Raw genomic sequence first — 16,740 nt, forward strand, 5'->3', positions numbered from 1 at the left:
ACCGCTCGGCACGGCACGCAGCGTCAGTCGCGCTCGGTTGGCGTGGAATGGCTCCGGTTAAATAGCAGATAGAGCGCGCGCGGATTGGTAGTCAGATAGCGCCAGAACAGCCGGCGCGGCTCGAGCCAGATCCGCCAGGCCCATTCCAGCCCGACATTCTGCATCCATTGCGGCGCGCGGCGGCGGCTGCCGGAGAGGAAGTTGAACAGCCCGCCCGAGGTCTTGATGACACCGACGTTGGAGAGCCGTGGCGTGAACTCCTCGACAAAGGCCTGCTCATAGGGCACGCCGAGCGCGACCCAGAGATAGTCGGGCGCCAACGCATTGATCTCGTCGACCTTGGCACGTAGCGCGTCGCCGCGCAGATAGCCATGCGAATGGCCGACGATCTTCAGCTTCGGATACATCCTGCGGACATTGGCGACAGCGGCGGCATTCTCCGCCTCGTCGGCGCCGAACATGTAGAAGGAGAGCCCGGCCGCCTCGGCCTTGCGCGCGACGACGTGGAACAGGTCGGTTGTGGCAACCCGCTCCGGCAGCGGCTGCGATGACTTGAACCGTGACACCGTGACCAGCGGCTGTCCGTCGGCATTGATGAGGTCGGCGGCGCGGAACAGGCGGTCCGTCATCGGCTCGGTCGAGCAGCGTGCCACCACCTCGCCATTCGCCGACGTCAGATAGAGCGGACGGCCAGCGCGGCGTTTTGGCGAAACCTGTTCGATCATGAAATCGGCGGTCTGCTCGAGATCGAGTACGGCGAGCCGAAGCCCTCCGACCGTGACGCGGGGGATCTCGGCGGTGGCCGCCCTGCCGATGAGGTTCGCGCGACGCTCGCGCACATTGTCTTTCTCTGACGCTTCACGGCGTGAAGCTGCGCCCGTCGACGACTGCATCGGCGCTCCCCGCGAGGTGTCGCAAATCCGGACGGTTGAGACAGTCCGACCGAAACCGACACGCCAATTGCGTTCGTCCGCGTCCCCTGACATCGAAATCGGGCCGGAAATCAGCTCTTTCATCATGATTCAAGCACTTCAGTTGGAGATCTCTGTCGTTGTCCACTCCAACTGCAATATGCAGTCCATCGGCGCCCCCGAGTCCGCGCGACGGTTCGACGCTGCGCGAACTGGTTAACTATTCGCAAAGGTGTGGAGCGCTCGCTAACCATAACAAAACGTTACACGTCGCGCGGCGGTGGCAAGGTCGGCCCGCTATCAAGACATTTGGTAGGAGTCCGCGCAGCGGGCGGCAACCACGATACATTAATACAGATCGCACTCGGCCCGTGTCTCCGCCAATCTGCGTGTGCTAGAAGGTCGCAGCTCCGGCTCGGCCGGCATTTTCGAAAAAGTCCGGTTTGTCTGTCGCACGTATGAACAAGAATAATAGCGACGCGTTCGATGTCTGCATCGAAAACGCATTTGATTTTTTGTCTCAAGAATACGCCGAACTGTTTGCTGGCTCGGACGCCACGGCGTTCCAGCATCCGGTGTGGCTGGACACGCTATATCGCAAGCTTGCGCCCGTCGCGGCAGCAAAACCCCTGATCGTCACGGTCCGCCGTCGCGCGACCGGAAAACTGGCGATGGTGCTGCCTTTGATGCGGGTGCCGCGTGGGCCGATGCGGACGGTTGAATTCGCTGACCTCCGCGTGTCCGATTATCTGACCCCTGTGTGCACGGCCGAGATATTTTCCGAACTGCTCCAGGACGAGGATGCCTGCCTGACGCTCCGCAGGCTTGTCAGGCCGTTCGACTTCTTGCGTATGTGCAAGCTTCCTGATGGAAGAATGCCGATCGAGAACCTTCTTGCAGCGCCTCGCCGTACGGTCATGGAGATGAATGCCTACGCGACAGCGCTAGTCGCCCCGTTCGAGCAATGGCGGGCGGGCGCGCTGAGCCGCTCCTATCAGAAAGAACTCGCAAAGAAGCTGCGTCAGCTACAAAAGAAGGGCGCGTTGAGCTTTTCATGCTGCGACGACGATGCATCCATCATGGCCGCGATGGAGATGATGAAGAACTTTCGAGGCCCGCGGTTTCGAGCCCAGGGCGATGGCGACCTGTTGCAGCGTCCCGAATATTTCGACTTCTATTCCACCGTGGCGCTCCGCGGCCTCAGTGCCTTTGTTCGTCTCTACACTATGAAAATGGACGGCAACCTGATTGCGGCAGTGCTGGGATTGTGCCACCGCGGCCGTTTCCTCGTCATTATGAGCGCATTCGACATCACGGGATACAAGAGCCAATCCATTGGCGCGCTGATGTTCGAACAAGTCGCCAGGGATTGCATCGAGCGCGGGGATCAGATCCTGGACTTCACCATTGGCGACGAACCGTACAAGAAGATGTTTGGCGGCCAGCCCTCGCCGTTGTCGAGCGTGACTCAGGCGGGTAGCGTCGCCGGCTCCCTTGCTCTGTTCGCGTTACGACAGGCGCCCTGGATCAAACTGGCCGCCAAGCGGATGGCCGAATTCAAGCTGCGGCCGGTCCGTACCTGAGCTTAAACCTGCTCACTAGGCACGAAGCGCGCCACGGACACGTGCGATCCATCCCGGCCTGATACCGTCGACCCGATAGGTGATATTGCGACGAAGAAAATGCACCCTGCGCCGCACGTTCCATCTTATGTCGCTGCTCGACGTCAGTGCCTGCCGAAAACGCGCCATTTGCAGGGAGTGTTGGTCGGCAGCCACTTTGTCCGGATCGGAGTAGAACTCCGATATCTTGTCCTTGCCCATGCCGCCGGTTTCGAGCCAGCGCGGCACATATTCCATGCAAAGACGCTCGACATCCACCAGAAGACGGCTCACTCCGGTGCCGGCTGCAGGACAGTTGGTTTGAAACGCGTCGCCAATCAGCACGACGCCCGGCTGCAGATGGCCTTCGGCGACAGACAGGTCCATCACCCAATTCTGCACCTGACCGATGACGCTGAAATCTCCGAGATAGGACTGCAATCCCGGCATGAGCCGCAGCAACGTTGATCCGGTCTGCCGCCTCAGCTCGCGCATGATCGGATCGGTCGAATCGCGAAACATGAACAGGTTTGCCCGCATGCCACCCCGCACCGGAAACAAACTGAGATAGTCGACGCCGTCGATGGCCCGTTCGCCATAGCAGGTGAGCGCCTCGAATTCAAACGGCAAATTGTCCGGACGGGCAATCGTGAAGCCGAACGAAACCGAATGACGCTCGGCGAGAATGCGCCGCGTGATTCCGAGGCCGTATCCAAGAGCTCCGGCCATACCCGTCGCCAGGACAACGAGACGCGCAGTGACGCGCGCTCCGGACGCCAAAACGAGATGCTGAACGTCATCGCTGCAGCTCACAGCGGTCACCTGGTCGACAATGAAGCCGGAATGACCCGGCATCAGACGTCGTGCCAGGCCAACGAGGTCCGCATAGGGAAGGCCGTAGGTTTGGCCGGCACTGACGTCGACCACCCGGCCTTCTCTGATATTAATCACGCGGTCGTATGCGCACGCGACCGCCTCGAGTTCGCGGATGAAACCCAGCCTGCGAAAGACATCGACTTGTCGGCCGGCGATCTTCTCGACGCGGAATTCTTCCGGATAAACCGCTCGCTTGTCGATCAGGACGACCTGGTAGCCAGCCCTGGCGAGGACTGCCGCCGCGAGCGATCCCGCCAGCCCGCCGCCGACAATCGCTACGTCCGTGGTGATGGTTTCACGTCCCTCTTCCGCGATCGGTTGTATCACCTCATTCACCATCATGTTTGCCGGCTCTGACGATTGATACCGGCCGAACTGCAATTTTCTCGCCTGATATCCACTTCGCCGAACCGGCACGATCATTTTTGAGCATCGCAGTTAACGCCCGCGGCCTAGTCCAGATCTGGCGACGTCCCGGCACGCGCCTTGCTCAAAGAGTATCGTGGAATCTATTTCCCGCTTACTCAGCACTAGGGTGAACCATTGTTTATCGTCAGGTCAGCAGGTCATTTACGTGCAAACGGCCGGTGGCTGTGCAGATTTGGCTTCGGCAATCATCTTCGTGCCGCCGCAGCGGCGATCCTGGGAAACCATCGTTTGCCCTGTCTGAAGACAGTCGGGACAGCGGCGTTCCACAATAGAGCAAGGCCGCAGGTCCGCCGGAGAGGGCAAGTTTGCGCCGGTGCATTTACCGGGTGGGGAGAACGAAATCTTAGGTGCCGAACATTAACACTCTCGGCTCGCGTGCGTGTTAGGCACTGGGCCATTGTCTGCTACGAGCATCTTGAAAGGAAAGATGCCTTGTACTTCGCATGATCGAATCCATTCTCCAATTGATGCGACGCGACGTGACGCGCGGTGTCGCCGGGACCATCCTTCTGAAGGTTGGCAGCGGCGGCCTTGCGTTTGCGCTGTTCTCGCTGGCAGCACGAACCATGTCGCCGGATGCGTTCGGCGCTTTCGCGATGTGGCTTTCCGTCGCTCAGATCGCATCCGTCGTGGGGCTGGTCGGCCAGGAACTGCTCCTGGTTCGTTTCTTGAACGAGTACCAGGTGCGCGAACAGGCCGATCTCGCCAAAGGTGTGCTGCTATCGAGCCTGAAGATCTCCTCCATTGGGATGATGGTCGTCATTGCCGCGATCGCGGCGGGCGCGAGCGTGCGGGGCGATACGTGGCTGCTGATCCTGGCCGTATCCGCCTTTACGGCCGTGAATGCAGGGCTGATGCTCGGCAGCCAGATTGCACGATCGCTCATCAGCATTCTGATGGGGGAAGGCAATCGGGAGTTTTTCTGGCGGGTCGTCGTCGTGCTGTTTTTAGTAGCGATATTGTTCGGCCATGCGCGACTCGATCCCGAACAGTTGCTTACCGTGATGGCGGTCGCCATGGCCATGGGGCTCGTCGTTCAGGTCCTTTCGATCGCACGCGCTCTGCCGAATTTGCGCGATGTGCCGCCGCGCTCGGAGAACTCACGCTGGAGATCGAGCGCGCTTCGCTACTGGGTTTCTTCCATTCTTGAAGCGGCCAATCAGTACTTCGACGTGATCCTGATTTACTGGATGCTGGATCCGGCCACGGCCGGCATCTATTTTGCCGCCTCCCGTCTGGCGAACATCTTCGCCATGCTCTCTGCCGCACTTTATAGTTTCGGAGCGCGCCGCCTGCCCTCGCTCTACTTCAGTAAAAATCATCAAGAGTTCAGCCACACGCTGCAGCTCATGGCGGAGGTGACCGCGCTTTGCGTCATCGCCGGGCTCGTCCTTGTCTGGATCGGCGCACCCCATCTTCTCGGCCTGTTCGGACCTCATTTCGCAGCCCAGCAATGGGTACTGATCGTGCTTGCGCTCGGAACGGCTTTTCAGGCAGCTGGTGGTCCGTCCGCAGCCATCCTGCAGGTGACCGGCCATGAGGGTGACTATGTTCCCGTCATCGCCGGGAACGTCGTGCTGCGGCTGATCGGATTCCTCGTTCTAATTCCCTGGCTCGGCGTGCTCGGCGCCGCGATTTCGGCCACTGTTTCGCTGGCGGTCGCCACCATCGCCCTCAACGTCCTGTGCCGCCGCCGCACCGGCGTTGATGCTTCGATCCTGGTACTTTCTCGCCGCTTGTCCTCGAAAGCCGAACCGTATCCGGTTCGTGCCGCAGACTCGAAGGATTAGAAGGATTAGAGGTAACTCAGCCCGCCAGTCCCAAGGTCTCGCGCTGAGATTGAGCAATGACGGAACTGATGGATACGCGATTGACGACAAGCCCCATCGGCACCGCGCCGGACTTCGACAAGCCAGCCGCAGCCCGCTGAATTGCCGCCGGAGCGGCAGCTCCGTCGCGAACGACCACGACGATCAGATCGGCATGGGCCGCCAGCGTCCTCACGTCGGGTTGTGCAGCAAGAGACGATGCGTCGACGACGATCAGATCGAACTCCTTGCGAATGTCGTCGGCAGGGAGCGCGCCTGTTTGCGTGCCGGCACTCAAGAGCACACTGACAGAGCGAAGATCTGTCTTGGTGATGCCCTGCTCCTGCCGGTCGGCCGCAACCGGCTTTGCAGCGGACAGATCCGATTGCAGCTCGATCAGAACACTCAGCATCCCCTTGTTCACGGCCGACCGATTGAGCGATCGTGCGACAGTGCTGCCTCCCGCGCCGTTCTCGGTCGACATCACGAGGGCTACCTTGCCACCGGATCCCGGCAACTCGTCGATTTTCCCGATCAGCGAGCGCAGGTAGGCACTCAGATCGAGCTCGGCGGCTGCCGCAATCGGCTTTTGCCAGACGCTTCTGGTGAATTCCCGTGCCGGCAGGTCGGGAATGCGGGCCCAGACCGGCAGCTTCGGCAGCAATTCGGGCTGGGGTGGTGATGCCGCCTGGGGCAATTCGGGCTGGAGCGAAGGTGAATTTGCCCGGCGAACCTTCGGAGTGGGCTTCTCTAGAATGTTCTTAATGTCCGGTACGGCAACTGCCGCCGTCGATATCAATATCGAGGCAATCGCAAGCACGGCGAGGAGCAATGCGAGCGGCGGCCGGGTCGGACGAAGCGGTGGAATGGCAAGCGAAGCGATCTTGGTCTGCGAGCTCTGCAGCAGGCGCTGCTCGTTGGTGGTCTTGGACCGCGACAGAAATTGCTCGTAGATATTCCTATTGGCTTCCGCGTCGCGCTGCAGCTCCTGCAGTCTGACGAGCGCCTGGCCGTCGACCAGTATCTGCGATTCGACCGCCTTCAACTGATCTTCCAGCGATCTCTGTTGCTCGCGTTGGGCCTCATATTCAGACTTTGCAGTTTCGATGTTCTTCTTCCGCTCGATCTCAATCTGCCTGTTGAGATCGTTCAACTGGCTGTATGATATGACGAGGTCAGGATGGCGATCGCCGAACACCGCGCGTTTCTGCGCGATCTGGTCGTTGAGCGCCGACCTCTGAGCTCGCAGGGCACTCAGCAGGTCTTGTCGAACCGGCCCATCGACATTCGCTTTGAGGTCGCGTTGCGCCTGCTCGTAGCGAGCCCTTGCTTCTTCGGTACGAGCGCGAGCGGCTGAAACCTGCTGCGTCAGATCGGTAACGCGCAATTGCTGGGTCGTGGCGTCCTTGCCGGCATTGACGATCCTGTGCTCGAGCTTGAAGGCGGCAACGGCATCCTCTGATGTCCTCAGCCGGTCATTCAACGTCTTGAGCCGGCCACTGAGCCAATCGGCTGCTTCGTCGGTCGCCTCAGTGCGGACACGGCCCTGGTTAGCGACGAACGCCTCAGCTATGGCGTTGGCGTAGTAAGCCGCTCGCTCCGGACGGTTCGAAGTGAATTTGAAGCCGATAACGTAGGTGAGCCCACGGCGGGAAATATCGAGCCGGTTGCGGAATCTTTCGAGCAGACGCGTGGTGTCGGATTGACCGCCGGCGATGTCTTCATCCTCTCGAACCTTGAGCTGCTCGATAAGCGGGCGGAGGAAGCCATCGGACTTGGCGATTTCAACCAGGCTCTGAAGCGCGGCGGCATCCTGGCCGATACCCGGCAACACGTCCTGATCCGTGGTCACGCGCTGCTCTCGGGGATCGACAACGACCAGCGCTGTGGCCGCATACCGAACCGGAATCAGCAACAGAGCGATGACACCAATGGCGAAGATGGCCAGCGCGAGCATCAAGATGCGTCGACCGTTTTCCCGCAGAAAGGAAAGCATGCCGGAGAAGGTTAGCAATCCCTTAACGCGTTCCGCGGGTCCGGTGCCAGGCGGCGGACGCGGAGCCTCCCACGACGCCGCCGTGGGCTCCGTCTGACCGGAACGTCTCGGGCCTGCGCGGCTACCGAACATCATGGGTTTTGACTCGAATTCAACTGGCAGACACTGTTCAGTGGCCCTGCCCCCAACGTAAATATCTATGGTTAATCGGCGGTTACCCTCTCTCGCCAACGCCGTAACCAATTAGTTAACGAACTGGCTCTATGTTGCGCGCGGATGCAACGACATCTCCCCTGTGAGCGAGATGCGCTGCATTAACCCCATTGTGCGCTGGCCGGTGTAGGACCGAGCATCGCGTGATAGGCATTGCGAAAATCGGGGAAGAATCCCCACTCCCTCAACCGTTGAGGAATCCGTGTTCCGTTACCAGCCAAGCACAGAATTGCGCGAGGCACCGATACGATCGTCGGCAGCGTCACGCGATCGGTCAAACAGCATCAAGCCAAAGCGACGTGTCGTTCTGGTGCAGACCCAGGCGGAGAACGCCGGTGCTCAGGAGATCACAAGGCTGCTTGGTGCCGGCCTGACGGCGCGCGGCTATGAGGTCTTCAATCTCTTCTTCTTCCGCAAGTCAGATTCCTTCGACGAGCCGCCGAACACGTTCTATTGCGCGCAGAACCGGCCAGGAAATCCGCTGGCGCTGCTCCGCATGCTGTGGACGCTCGGCGGCCATATCAGGGCCATCAGACCCGATGTCGTCCTCACGTTCCAGCATTTTGGCAATGTGATCGGCGGAGGCGTATCGCGCCTCGTCAGTCGCGCTCCGGTTATCGCCAACCAGGTTTCATCGGCGATGTCGATGAGCTGGCCGGTCCGCGCCGCCGACATCGTCATGGGCAGCGTCGGCTTCTACAATTGCATAACGCTCAACTCGCGGGAGATGGAGCGTGAGTACGCGCGTTACCCCGCCCCTTATCGATTGCGCATGAAGCATGTCCCACACGGCTTCGACGACAAATCGCTTGATCTGCCGAAGGATGTCGCGCGGCAACAGTTCAAACTGCCGCCGGATCGCGTGCTGCTCGGTTGCGCTGCAAGATTGCACCCCCACAAACGGCTCGATGCGGCAATACGCCTCTTAGGCAGTGAACCGTCCTGGCATCTCGCGCTGGCCGGCCAAGGCGCCGACGAGGAACGGCTAAGGCTGTTGGCAGACGAGTTGAAAGTATCCGACAGATTGCATCTTGTCGGCGAGATTCCGCCGCGGCGGATGGCCGACTTTCTCGCCTGCCTCGACGTGTTCGTGTTCCCGACGCAAGCTGAAACCTTTGGCCTCGCCGCGGTCGAAGCTGCAAACGCAGGTGTTCCTTCGGTCGTGAACGATCTCCCCGTTCTGCGAGAGGTGCTGTCGTTTGAAGGAAAACCCACGGCGCTCTTTGTCGATGCCTCGGACAATGCGGAATTATCCGCCGCCGTTTCCGCAATTTTAACAAACAGAACGTTGCGCGACGAACTGCGGCAAAACGCCAAGGGCCTGAGGTCGCGCTATTCGGTAGACAGCATGGTGGAGGAATACGTCCAAATTCTCAGCCAGGCTGTTTGATCGGCACGCATTAGGCACATGAGCGCAGATGGGCCGGACATGATTATCGAATTTCGCTGCGAACGCGAGCATGCACGGCGGTGGATGTCCCGCGAGGCGCTGTCCGTCGGCGGCCGGGATGTCCCGGTTCAAATCGCGTGGACAACAACTTCGGAATCTCGGCCTGCTGGCTTGGAGGCGCTGTTCGAACTTGAACGGATGGTATTGCGGAGGGGCCAGCGCAGCGGCGCCGACAAACTGAAAGTCATCCCGGAACGGTCGCAGGCCCAGGCCGGCAAGGCCGACGTGATTGTCGACTTTACACGCGCCGGCCGCGATCCGGACTGCTCCGCCCGGCTATATCTGCGCCCGCAGTTCAATGGGATACCAGGGGAAACTGCAGCGCTGGCAGCCATACTCGCGGGTGACTTGCCGATTATCGAAATCGTCAATGAACTCGACGGCAGGGTGCTCGATCGCGGTCATCCGTCCGGAGAAATTGCAGTCGGCTTGAGCGGTGCGCTCGAAACAGTCATGGCGCGAACCCTGACCATGCTGACAGCGATCCTGTCAGGAGCGCCAAGACTAGTTCCGGAGCTGGCTTCGTCAGCCAGCAAAAGCACCCCACGACCGGCGGCCACCTATGTTCTGCGCGGCCTGGCCGTATCGATCGCGAAAGAAATATATCGCCTTTGCTGCTATGCGCCTCATTGGCACATCGGATGGCGCTACAGTGAAAATGCCGACGTGTGGCGATCCGGAGATCTATCCGGGCCCGACTGGAAAGTGCTCGGGGATCCCGGAGATCATTTCTACGCCGATCCCTTCCCCGTCAAATGGAAGGGAAGGACATTCGTTTTCTTCGAAGATCTCGATCACCGGGTGGGCAAGGGCATCATTTCCGCGGTCGAGTTCGACCGCACCGGTCCGGTCGCAAACGTCGTCCCCGTGCTGGAAGAGCCATGGCATCTGTCCTATCCCTTTCTGATCGAGGACAATGGCGAACTCTGGATGATCCCGGAGAGCACAGAGCATCGGGACGTCGCGGTTTACAAATGCGTTCGGTTCCCGGACAAATGGGAGCGTCACTGCACGCTGCTGTCAGGGCTTGAACTGGCCGACGTGACCATCACGCGGCACAACGGCATGTACTATCTGTTCGGCGCCTGGCGCGACGGCACCGGAGGCTATTCCGATACGTTGGCGATCTTTTATGCCGAGCAACTCTTCGGACCCTGGCTGCCACATGCGAGCAATCCGGTTCTGATGGACCGCGCAAGCGCGCGGCCGGCGGGCAACTTTGTGACCATCAATGGAAGCCTGTGGCGGCCGGTCCAGGATTGCTCCGACGGATATGGCGCAGCGCTCGGTCTTGCCGAAGTTCTCGAACTGTCGCCGACCACGTTCAGACAGGTCGTTCGGCACTCCCTTAAGCCAGGGCCTGCATGGCCAGGCAGGAAGCTGCACACGCTGAACCGCTGCGGCCAGCTCGAGGTGATAGACGGATCGCGGGTGCAGCCGAAGATCATGGCTTTCGTGGACGGACCTGCACCGGCCGTTTCGGCATCCTCTGGGAGTGATGCAGCTCGACGGGAGCCAGCCCGATCGCGAAGCGCCCCTAACAGCGTTCTGGCCGCCGATTAGTCTTTGCGCTGGTCGGCGATGATCACCGATACGGTTCGCGCTTATCAAGTCAGCCAGATGTAAGAAGAAAGCCCGCGCGTCGCGGGCTTTCTTTCTCCGCTACCAGCCGCGATAACCGCCGGTACCGAAGCTGAAGGTGACACCTGGTCCGCCGCCGTAGTACGGCCGCTGATATCCATAGCTGTTGTAGTATGGGCGATAATAGCCATGGCGGTGGTAGCCATAGCGATGATAGCCGTAGCGGTGGTAGCCGTAGTGGTGGTGATGACGGTGCATTCCGTAGTGATGGTGGTGATGGCCCCTTCCACGAGCGCTCAGATCGGTGGACCGGCTCTCATAGCTGCCCGCCTTCGCCGCCGCCTGCCGATCCGCCGCATTTGCGGCCGAACTACCAATCAGCGCTGCAGCCCCGACCGCCAACGTGATCGCTAACCTCTTCATGGTCGCACTCCATTTCGTGTGTGAAGTTCAATCCCACAAGGAGCGCCACGTTCCGGGCTGCGACATAATACCCAGCCGTTTAGCTGCGGTTCATCTCCATGAACAAGTCCCTTTCGCGAAGTGGATGATGACATTACTTACGGCCTCATTGCGCAATCCTTCAGGTCGCGACCGCTGACAACAACACATCGCGTTCTTCAGCATCCGTTCGCCCCTCCTCGAGCGGTAGCGCGTGACAACGATCGGAAAACGGACGCGTCGGTGCGCCAGGCCTGCGGGCGCAGTGAAGCCAGCCGACGCCTTGCCTGCGACCCGCAGGTCGCCATCAACAGCGAATTCATACGCGATTGAAATTCCTGTGCTTTCCAGACTGCCCGCGAGAGTCGACGGCACCGATTTCGGCTTCACGCTGCACCGCAATGCCCATCGGTGCGCTGACGACAGCTCACCCCTTGCTCCCGCGAAGATGATATAACATCGGACATCAGGAGCTATCGAGGCTCCGCGACCAAGGATTTGGCTTACGCAATCAACTGAGATCAAGACGACGGCGCTCGAAGAGGTGCACTCCGAAATCAGGCAGGCGATCGCGACTGCGGTCGGCCGGCGCGGGAAATGGAGGACGTTAATGGCGTGGCGTGACGACAAGGCCCGAGCAACCCTGATCCACGAGGCCGGCGGGAGCGTGCAGCCGGGCAAGACGCCACGAGCCTTTGCCGAGCTTCTGTTTGGCCACAGCAACATCGAAGACCTCGCCAACTACGATGCCGTGTCGCTGGCCTTTTTGGCAGAACAAGCCTGGGAACATGTGCAGCGGCGTACCGCTGATCGTGCCGACATCCGCGTTATCAATCCGATGATGCCAGACGGGCGCGAGATCTCCGTGCTGGAAATACTCAACGACAACATGCCCTTCCTGTTCGATTCCACGATGGCGGAGCTCGCCGAGCAGGGCGTCGAGGTCACGCTGGTCGCCCATCCGATCATTGCCGTGGAACGCAACGAGCAGGGCAAGCTGCTGCATTTCTACGGCGAGACGCTCCCCGAGGGGGTAAACGGCGAGCGCGAAAGCCTCATTCACTTCCACATCGCACGCCTGGACGCCGAGGCTGACCGCCAGAAGCTGATCGACGGCCTCACCAAGACGCTGAGCGACGTGCGCGCCTGCGTCACCGACTGGCGCGCCATGCGCGCTCGCGTCGAGCAGGCGATCAAGACCTTCAGCTCCAATCCGCCGCCGATGCCGATCGACGAGGTCGCCGAAGCCACCCAGTTCCTGCAATGGCTGTGCGCCGACAATTTCACTTTTCTCGGCCTGCGCGAATACCGCTTCGCGCCGGATAGCGACGCGCCGGACGGCATCACCACCGGCGAAGGCCTCGGCATCCTGCGCGATCCCGATGTGAAGGTGCTGCGCCGCGGCGCCGAAATGGTGGTGATGACGTCGGAGATCCGCGCATTCATGCGAGAGCCTACCCTGCTCATCGTCATCAAGGCCAATGTGAGCAGCCGCGTCCATCGCCGCGTCCGGATGGATTATGTGGGCATCAAGCTCTTTACGCCCGACGGCCGGCTCGACGGCGAATTGCGCCTCGTCGGCCTGTTCACCTCGGCCGCCTATACCCGTTCGGTGCGGCAGATTCCCTATGTCCGCCACAAGGTGGCGCAGGTGCTCGAACGCGCCGGCTTCGAGCCGGACAGCCATTCGGGCAAGGCGCTCCTGCATATCCTTGAAGAATATCCGCGCGACGAGCTGGTCCAGGTCGACGTCGAGACTCTCTACAATTTCGTGATGGAGATCCTGACGCTCTATGAGCGTCCCCGCGTGCGCGCGCTGGCGCGCGCGGATAAATTCAACCGTTTCGTCTCCATCCTCGCCTTCATTCCGCGTGACAAATACGACACCGACGTCCGTACACGCGTCGCAGGCTTCCTGGCGCGGGTCTATAACGGGCAAGTGGCAGCCTCCTACGCAGCTTTCCCTGAAGGGTCGCTTGCCCGCATCCACTACATCATTGCGCGCTTTGAGGGCGATACGCCTGTCATCGAGCGCGCCACGCTCGAATCCGGAATCAGCGCCATCGCCGCAACATGGGCTGACAAGCTGAAAGCCGCGCTTGCGACCACCGCTGACGGCATGCGAGCCCGCCTGATCGCCAATCGTTATGCACGAGCCTTTACCGGCGGCTATACCGAGGTCTTCGACACCTCTCAGGCGATTGCCGATATCGCCATCATCGAAAAGCTCACTGCCGCTCGCTCCGTGGCACTTTCGGTTCACCGCATCGACGGCGACGATCCGACGCGCTTCGGCCTCAAGGTCTTTTCGCGCGGCGCGCCCTTGTCGCTGTCGTATCGGGTGCCGGTGATCGAAAACCACGGCCTGCGCGTCGTGAACGAGCGCACCTATGAGATCAGGCCGAGCGCCACACCCTCACCTGCACCGGTTTGGCTGCACGACATGACGATCGAGACCAATGATGGCAAGCCGATCGTCATCACCGCGGAATTCGCCCGACGTCTGGAAGCCTCGATCATGGCGGTAGTGGGCGATCGCGCGGAATCCGACGGATACAACGCGCTGATCCTGCGCACGGTCCTGAGCTGGCGCGAAGTCTCGGCCATCCGCGCCCTCTCCCGCTACCTGCATCAGATCCGCGTCCCGTTCACTCAGGACTACATGTGGGAGACTCTGCGCAAGAACACCGCGATCACCACCAGCATCGTCGCTCTGTTCCAGGCTCGCTTCGACCCACGCCTCACCGCGACCGATGCCGAGCGCTCGGCGCGCGAGACGGCCCTGCTCGCCGAGATTGAAGAGCAGCTCAAATCCGTCGCCTCATTGGATGAAGACCGTATCCTCCGCCGTTTCACCAATCTGGTGCAGGCCGCCATCCGCACCAATCTATGGCAGCTCGGTCCGGACGGGCATCCGCGGCCGGTGATCTCCGTTAAATTCGACGCGCGCAAGATTGAGGAGCTGCCTGCACCCCAGCCGCTCTACGAGATCTTCGTCTATTCGCCGCGTGTCGAGGGCATTCATCTGCGTTTTGGCAAGGTCGCGCGCGGCGGACTACGCTGGTCCGACCGGCCGCAGGATTTCCGCACCGAGATCCTCGGTCTGGTCAAGGCGCAGCAGGTCAAGAACGCCGTCATCGTGCCGGTCGGCGCCAAGGGCGGCTTCGTGCCCAAACGTCTGCCACCGCCTTCCAATCGGGAGGCCTGGATGGCGGAAGGCACCGAAGCCTACCGCATCTTCGTTCGCTCGCTGCTTGAACTCACCGACAATCTCGACGGCGACACCATCGTGCCGCCCGAAGACACCGTGCGGCACGATGGCGACGACCCCTATCTCGTTGTCGCAGCCGACAAGGGCACCGCGACCTTTTCCGACATCGCCAACGCGATCTCGACGGAGAAGGGACATTGGCTCGGCGATGCTTTCGCCTCCGGCGGCAGCCAGGGCTATGATCACAAGAAAATGGGCATCACGGCACGCGGCGCGTGGGAAGCGGTCAAGCGCCATTTCCGCGAACTCGGCACCGATATCCAGACCAAGCCCTTCACCGCTGTCGGCGTCGGCGACATGTCCGGAGACGTCTTCGGCAATGGCATGCTGCTCTCGCCGGCGACCAGGCTCATTGCGGCTTTCGATCACCGCGATATTTTCATCGACCCCTCACCCGATCTCGCCGCCAGCCACGCCGAGCGCCAACGCCTGTTCGACCTGCCGCGGTCGAGTTGGCAGGACTACGACAAGTCAAAGATCTCGCCCGGCGGCGGGGTATTCTCGCGTTCGCTCAAGGCGATCCCGTTGGCGGTGGAAGTGCGGACCTTGCTTGATCTCGACAAGCCGCAGGCCACGCCTTTCGAGGTGATCACGGCGATCCTCAAGGCACGCGTCGACCTTCTCTGGTTTGGCGGCATCGGCACCTATATCCGCGCATCAGGGGAAAGCGACGACCAGGTCGGCGATCGCGCCAACGATCCGATCCGTGTCACCGGCGCTGATATCCGCGCGCGGGTGATCGGCGAAGGGGCCAATCTCGGCGTTACGCAGCGTGGCCGCATCGAAGCCGCGCAGAAAGGCGTCAAGCTCAACACCGACGCCATCGACAATTCGGCCGGGGTCAACACCTCCGACGTCGAGGTCAATATCAAGATCGCACTGGCGCGTCCCGAACGCGAAGGACGTCTCAGTCCGAACGACCGCAACATGCTGCTTGCCGCGATGACCGATGAGGTCGGCGCCCTGGTGTTGCGCAACAATTATCTGCAGTCGCTCGCGCTTTCGCTGGCCGAACGTAAGGGCCTCGCCGAGACCGGCTTCCTCACGCGGCTGATGCAATCGCTCGAGCAGCGTGGCCTGCTCAGCCGCGCCGTGGAATTCCTGCCAGACGATGCGGCGATTGCCGAACGCGCCCGGCGCGGCCAATCCTTGACTCGGCCAGAGCTGGCCGTTCTGCTCGCTTACGCCAAGCTGACACTTTACGACGATCTGCTCGTCACCCGCGTGCCTGATGATCCATATCTCGCCCGCGAACTATCCGAATACTTCCCGCGCGAGGTTCAGGACAAATTCCCCGCTGCAGTGGAACAGCATCGCCTTCGCCGGGAGATTATCGCAACCAATCTCGCCAATGCTTTTGTCAATCGCGGCGGCCCGGCCTGTGTCGTGCGCCTGATCGACGAGACGGATGCCGATGTGTCGACGATTGTCATGGCCTTCGTGGCGGTTGACGAGTGCTACGGCCTGAAGCGGCTCAATGACGCGATCGATGGGCTGGATACTCGCATCGCCGGGCAAGTGCAACTCGGCCTCTACGCGGCGATTCAAGATCTGCTGGTCTCACGTATGCTCTGGTACGTGCGCAACGTCGATTTCAAATCGGGTCTGGACGCGGTCATCGCCCGCTTCGGCCCGAGCATCAGCGAAATCGCCGCCGGATTGGATAAGACCCTGCCGGACGACGTGCAGGCCGGGCGCAGCAAGCGGCGGCAGGACCTGATCGATGCCGGCGTCCCGGGCGAGCTCGCGATCGAGCTCGCTGATCTCGACGCCCTGGTCTCGGCACCGGATATCGTAACCGTCGCGGAGCGCACCGGCCGGACCATCGGCGACGCCGCTACGACCTTCTTCGCCGCGGAGGCCAATTTCCGCCTCGATCGCCTCATCGCCGCCGCGCGCAGCGTGTCGGCAAACGACAATTACGAACGTCTCGCCATTGATCGCGCCGTCGACCAGATCGCCGCCGCCGAAAGAAGACTGGCTGCGGACATGCTGGCAACCGGCCAATGCGGCCAGCAAGCCGCGGGCGACTGGCTCGCCGCTCATCCTGAAGCCACGCGCATCCGCCGCTCGGTCGAGGAAATCGCAGCCAGCGGCCTGACGCTCGCCAAGCTGACGGTCGCGGCAAACATGCTGGGGGATATGGTCAAGAGCTGAGCGGGC

At 61.2% G+C, this 16,740-nt stretch carries 9 protein-coding genes; 5 read left to right on the forward strand and 4 right to left on the reverse strand.

Going from position 1 to position 16,740, the window contains the following annotated elements; translation table 11 throughout:
• Window positions 1–23: 23 nt before the first annotated feature.
• Window positions 24–893, reverse strand: a complete 870-nt coding sequence (locus AC5ZG1_RS06880; protein ID WP_456643687.1) for a WecB/TagA/CpsF family glycosyltransferase — start codon at window positions 891–893, stop codon at window positions 24–26.
• 476 nt (window positions 894–1,369) lie between these two features.
• On the opposite strand from AC5ZG1_RS06880, the gene AC5ZG1_RS06885 reads away from it, so the two are divergent.
• The gene (locus tag AC5ZG1_RS06885; RefSeq protein ID WP_496132507.1) at window positions 1,370–2,494 is read left to right on the forward strand and encodes a GNAT family N-acetyltransferase; all 1,125 of its coding nucleotides are present in this window, start codon (window positions 1,370–1,372) and stop codon (window positions 2,492–2,494) included.
• A 15-nt stretch (window positions 2,495–2,509) separates the two neighbouring features.
• Here the strand turns inward: AC5ZG1_RS06885 and AC5ZG1_RS06890 are convergent, their stop codons facing one another.
• Window positions 2,510–3,730, reverse strand: coding sequence for an FAD-dependent oxidoreductase (locus AC5ZG1_RS06890; RefSeq protein ID WP_496132373.1), 1,221 nt, complete (start codon window positions 3,728–3,730; stop codon window positions 2,510–2,512).
• Between the two features lie 530 nt (window positions 3,731–4,260).
• Between AC5ZG1_RS06890 and AC5ZG1_RS06895 the strand changes: the two genes are divergently transcribed.
• Window positions 4,261–5,607: a lipopolysaccharide biosynthesis protein gene (locus AC5ZG1_RS06895; RefSeq protein WP_456643690.1), complete on the forward strand. Its 1,347-nt coding sequence runs from the start codon at window positions 4,261–4,263 to the stop codon at window positions 5,605–5,607.
• A 16-nt stretch (window positions 5,608–5,623) separates the two neighbouring features.
• Here AC5ZG1_RS06895 and AC5ZG1_RS06900 read toward each other — a convergent pair whose 3' ends face one another.
• Window positions 5,624–7,756, reverse strand: a complete 2,133-nt coding sequence (locus tag AC5ZG1_RS06900; protein WP_496132374.1) for a GumC family protein — start codon at window positions 7,754–7,756, stop codon at window positions 5,624–5,626.
• A 280-nt stretch (window positions 7,757–8,036) separates the two neighbouring features.
• Between AC5ZG1_RS06900 and AC5ZG1_RS06905 the strand changes: the two genes are divergently transcribed.
• Entirely contained in the window at window positions 8,037–9,224 is a 1,188-nt protein-coding gene (locus tag AC5ZG1_RS06905) for a glycosyltransferase family 4 protein (RefSeq protein ID WP_496132375.1), read from the forward strand.
• 39 nt (window positions 9,225–9,263) lie between these two features.
• Window positions 9,264–10,847 (forward strand): glucosamine inositolphosphorylceramide transferase family protein, encoded by a 1,584-nt coding sequence (locus AC5ZG1_RS06910; RefSeq protein WP_456643693.1) that lies wholly within the window; start codon window positions 9,264–9,266, stop codon window positions 10,845–10,847.
• Window positions 10,848–10,946: 99 nt separating this feature from the next.
• On the opposite strand, the gene AC5ZG1_RS06915 is transcribed toward AC5ZG1_RS06910, so the two are convergent.
• Window positions 10,947–11,288 (reverse strand): hypothetical protein, encoded by a 342-nt coding sequence (locus AC5ZG1_RS06915; RefSeq protein ID WP_028161687.1) that lies wholly within the window; start codon window positions 11,286–11,288, stop codon window positions 10,947–10,949.
• A gap of 628 nt (window positions 11,289–11,916) precedes the next feature.
• On the opposite strand from AC5ZG1_RS06915, the gene AC5ZG1_RS06920 reads away from it, so the two are divergent.
• Entirely contained in the window at window positions 11,917–16,734 is a 4,818-nt protein-coding gene (locus AC5ZG1_RS06920) for an NAD-glutamate dehydrogenase (RefSeq protein ID WP_496132376.1), read from the forward strand.
• Window positions 16,735–16,740: the final 6 nt, after the last annotated feature.

It is taken from the genome of Bradyrhizobium sp. Leo78 (assembly GCF_059512425.1).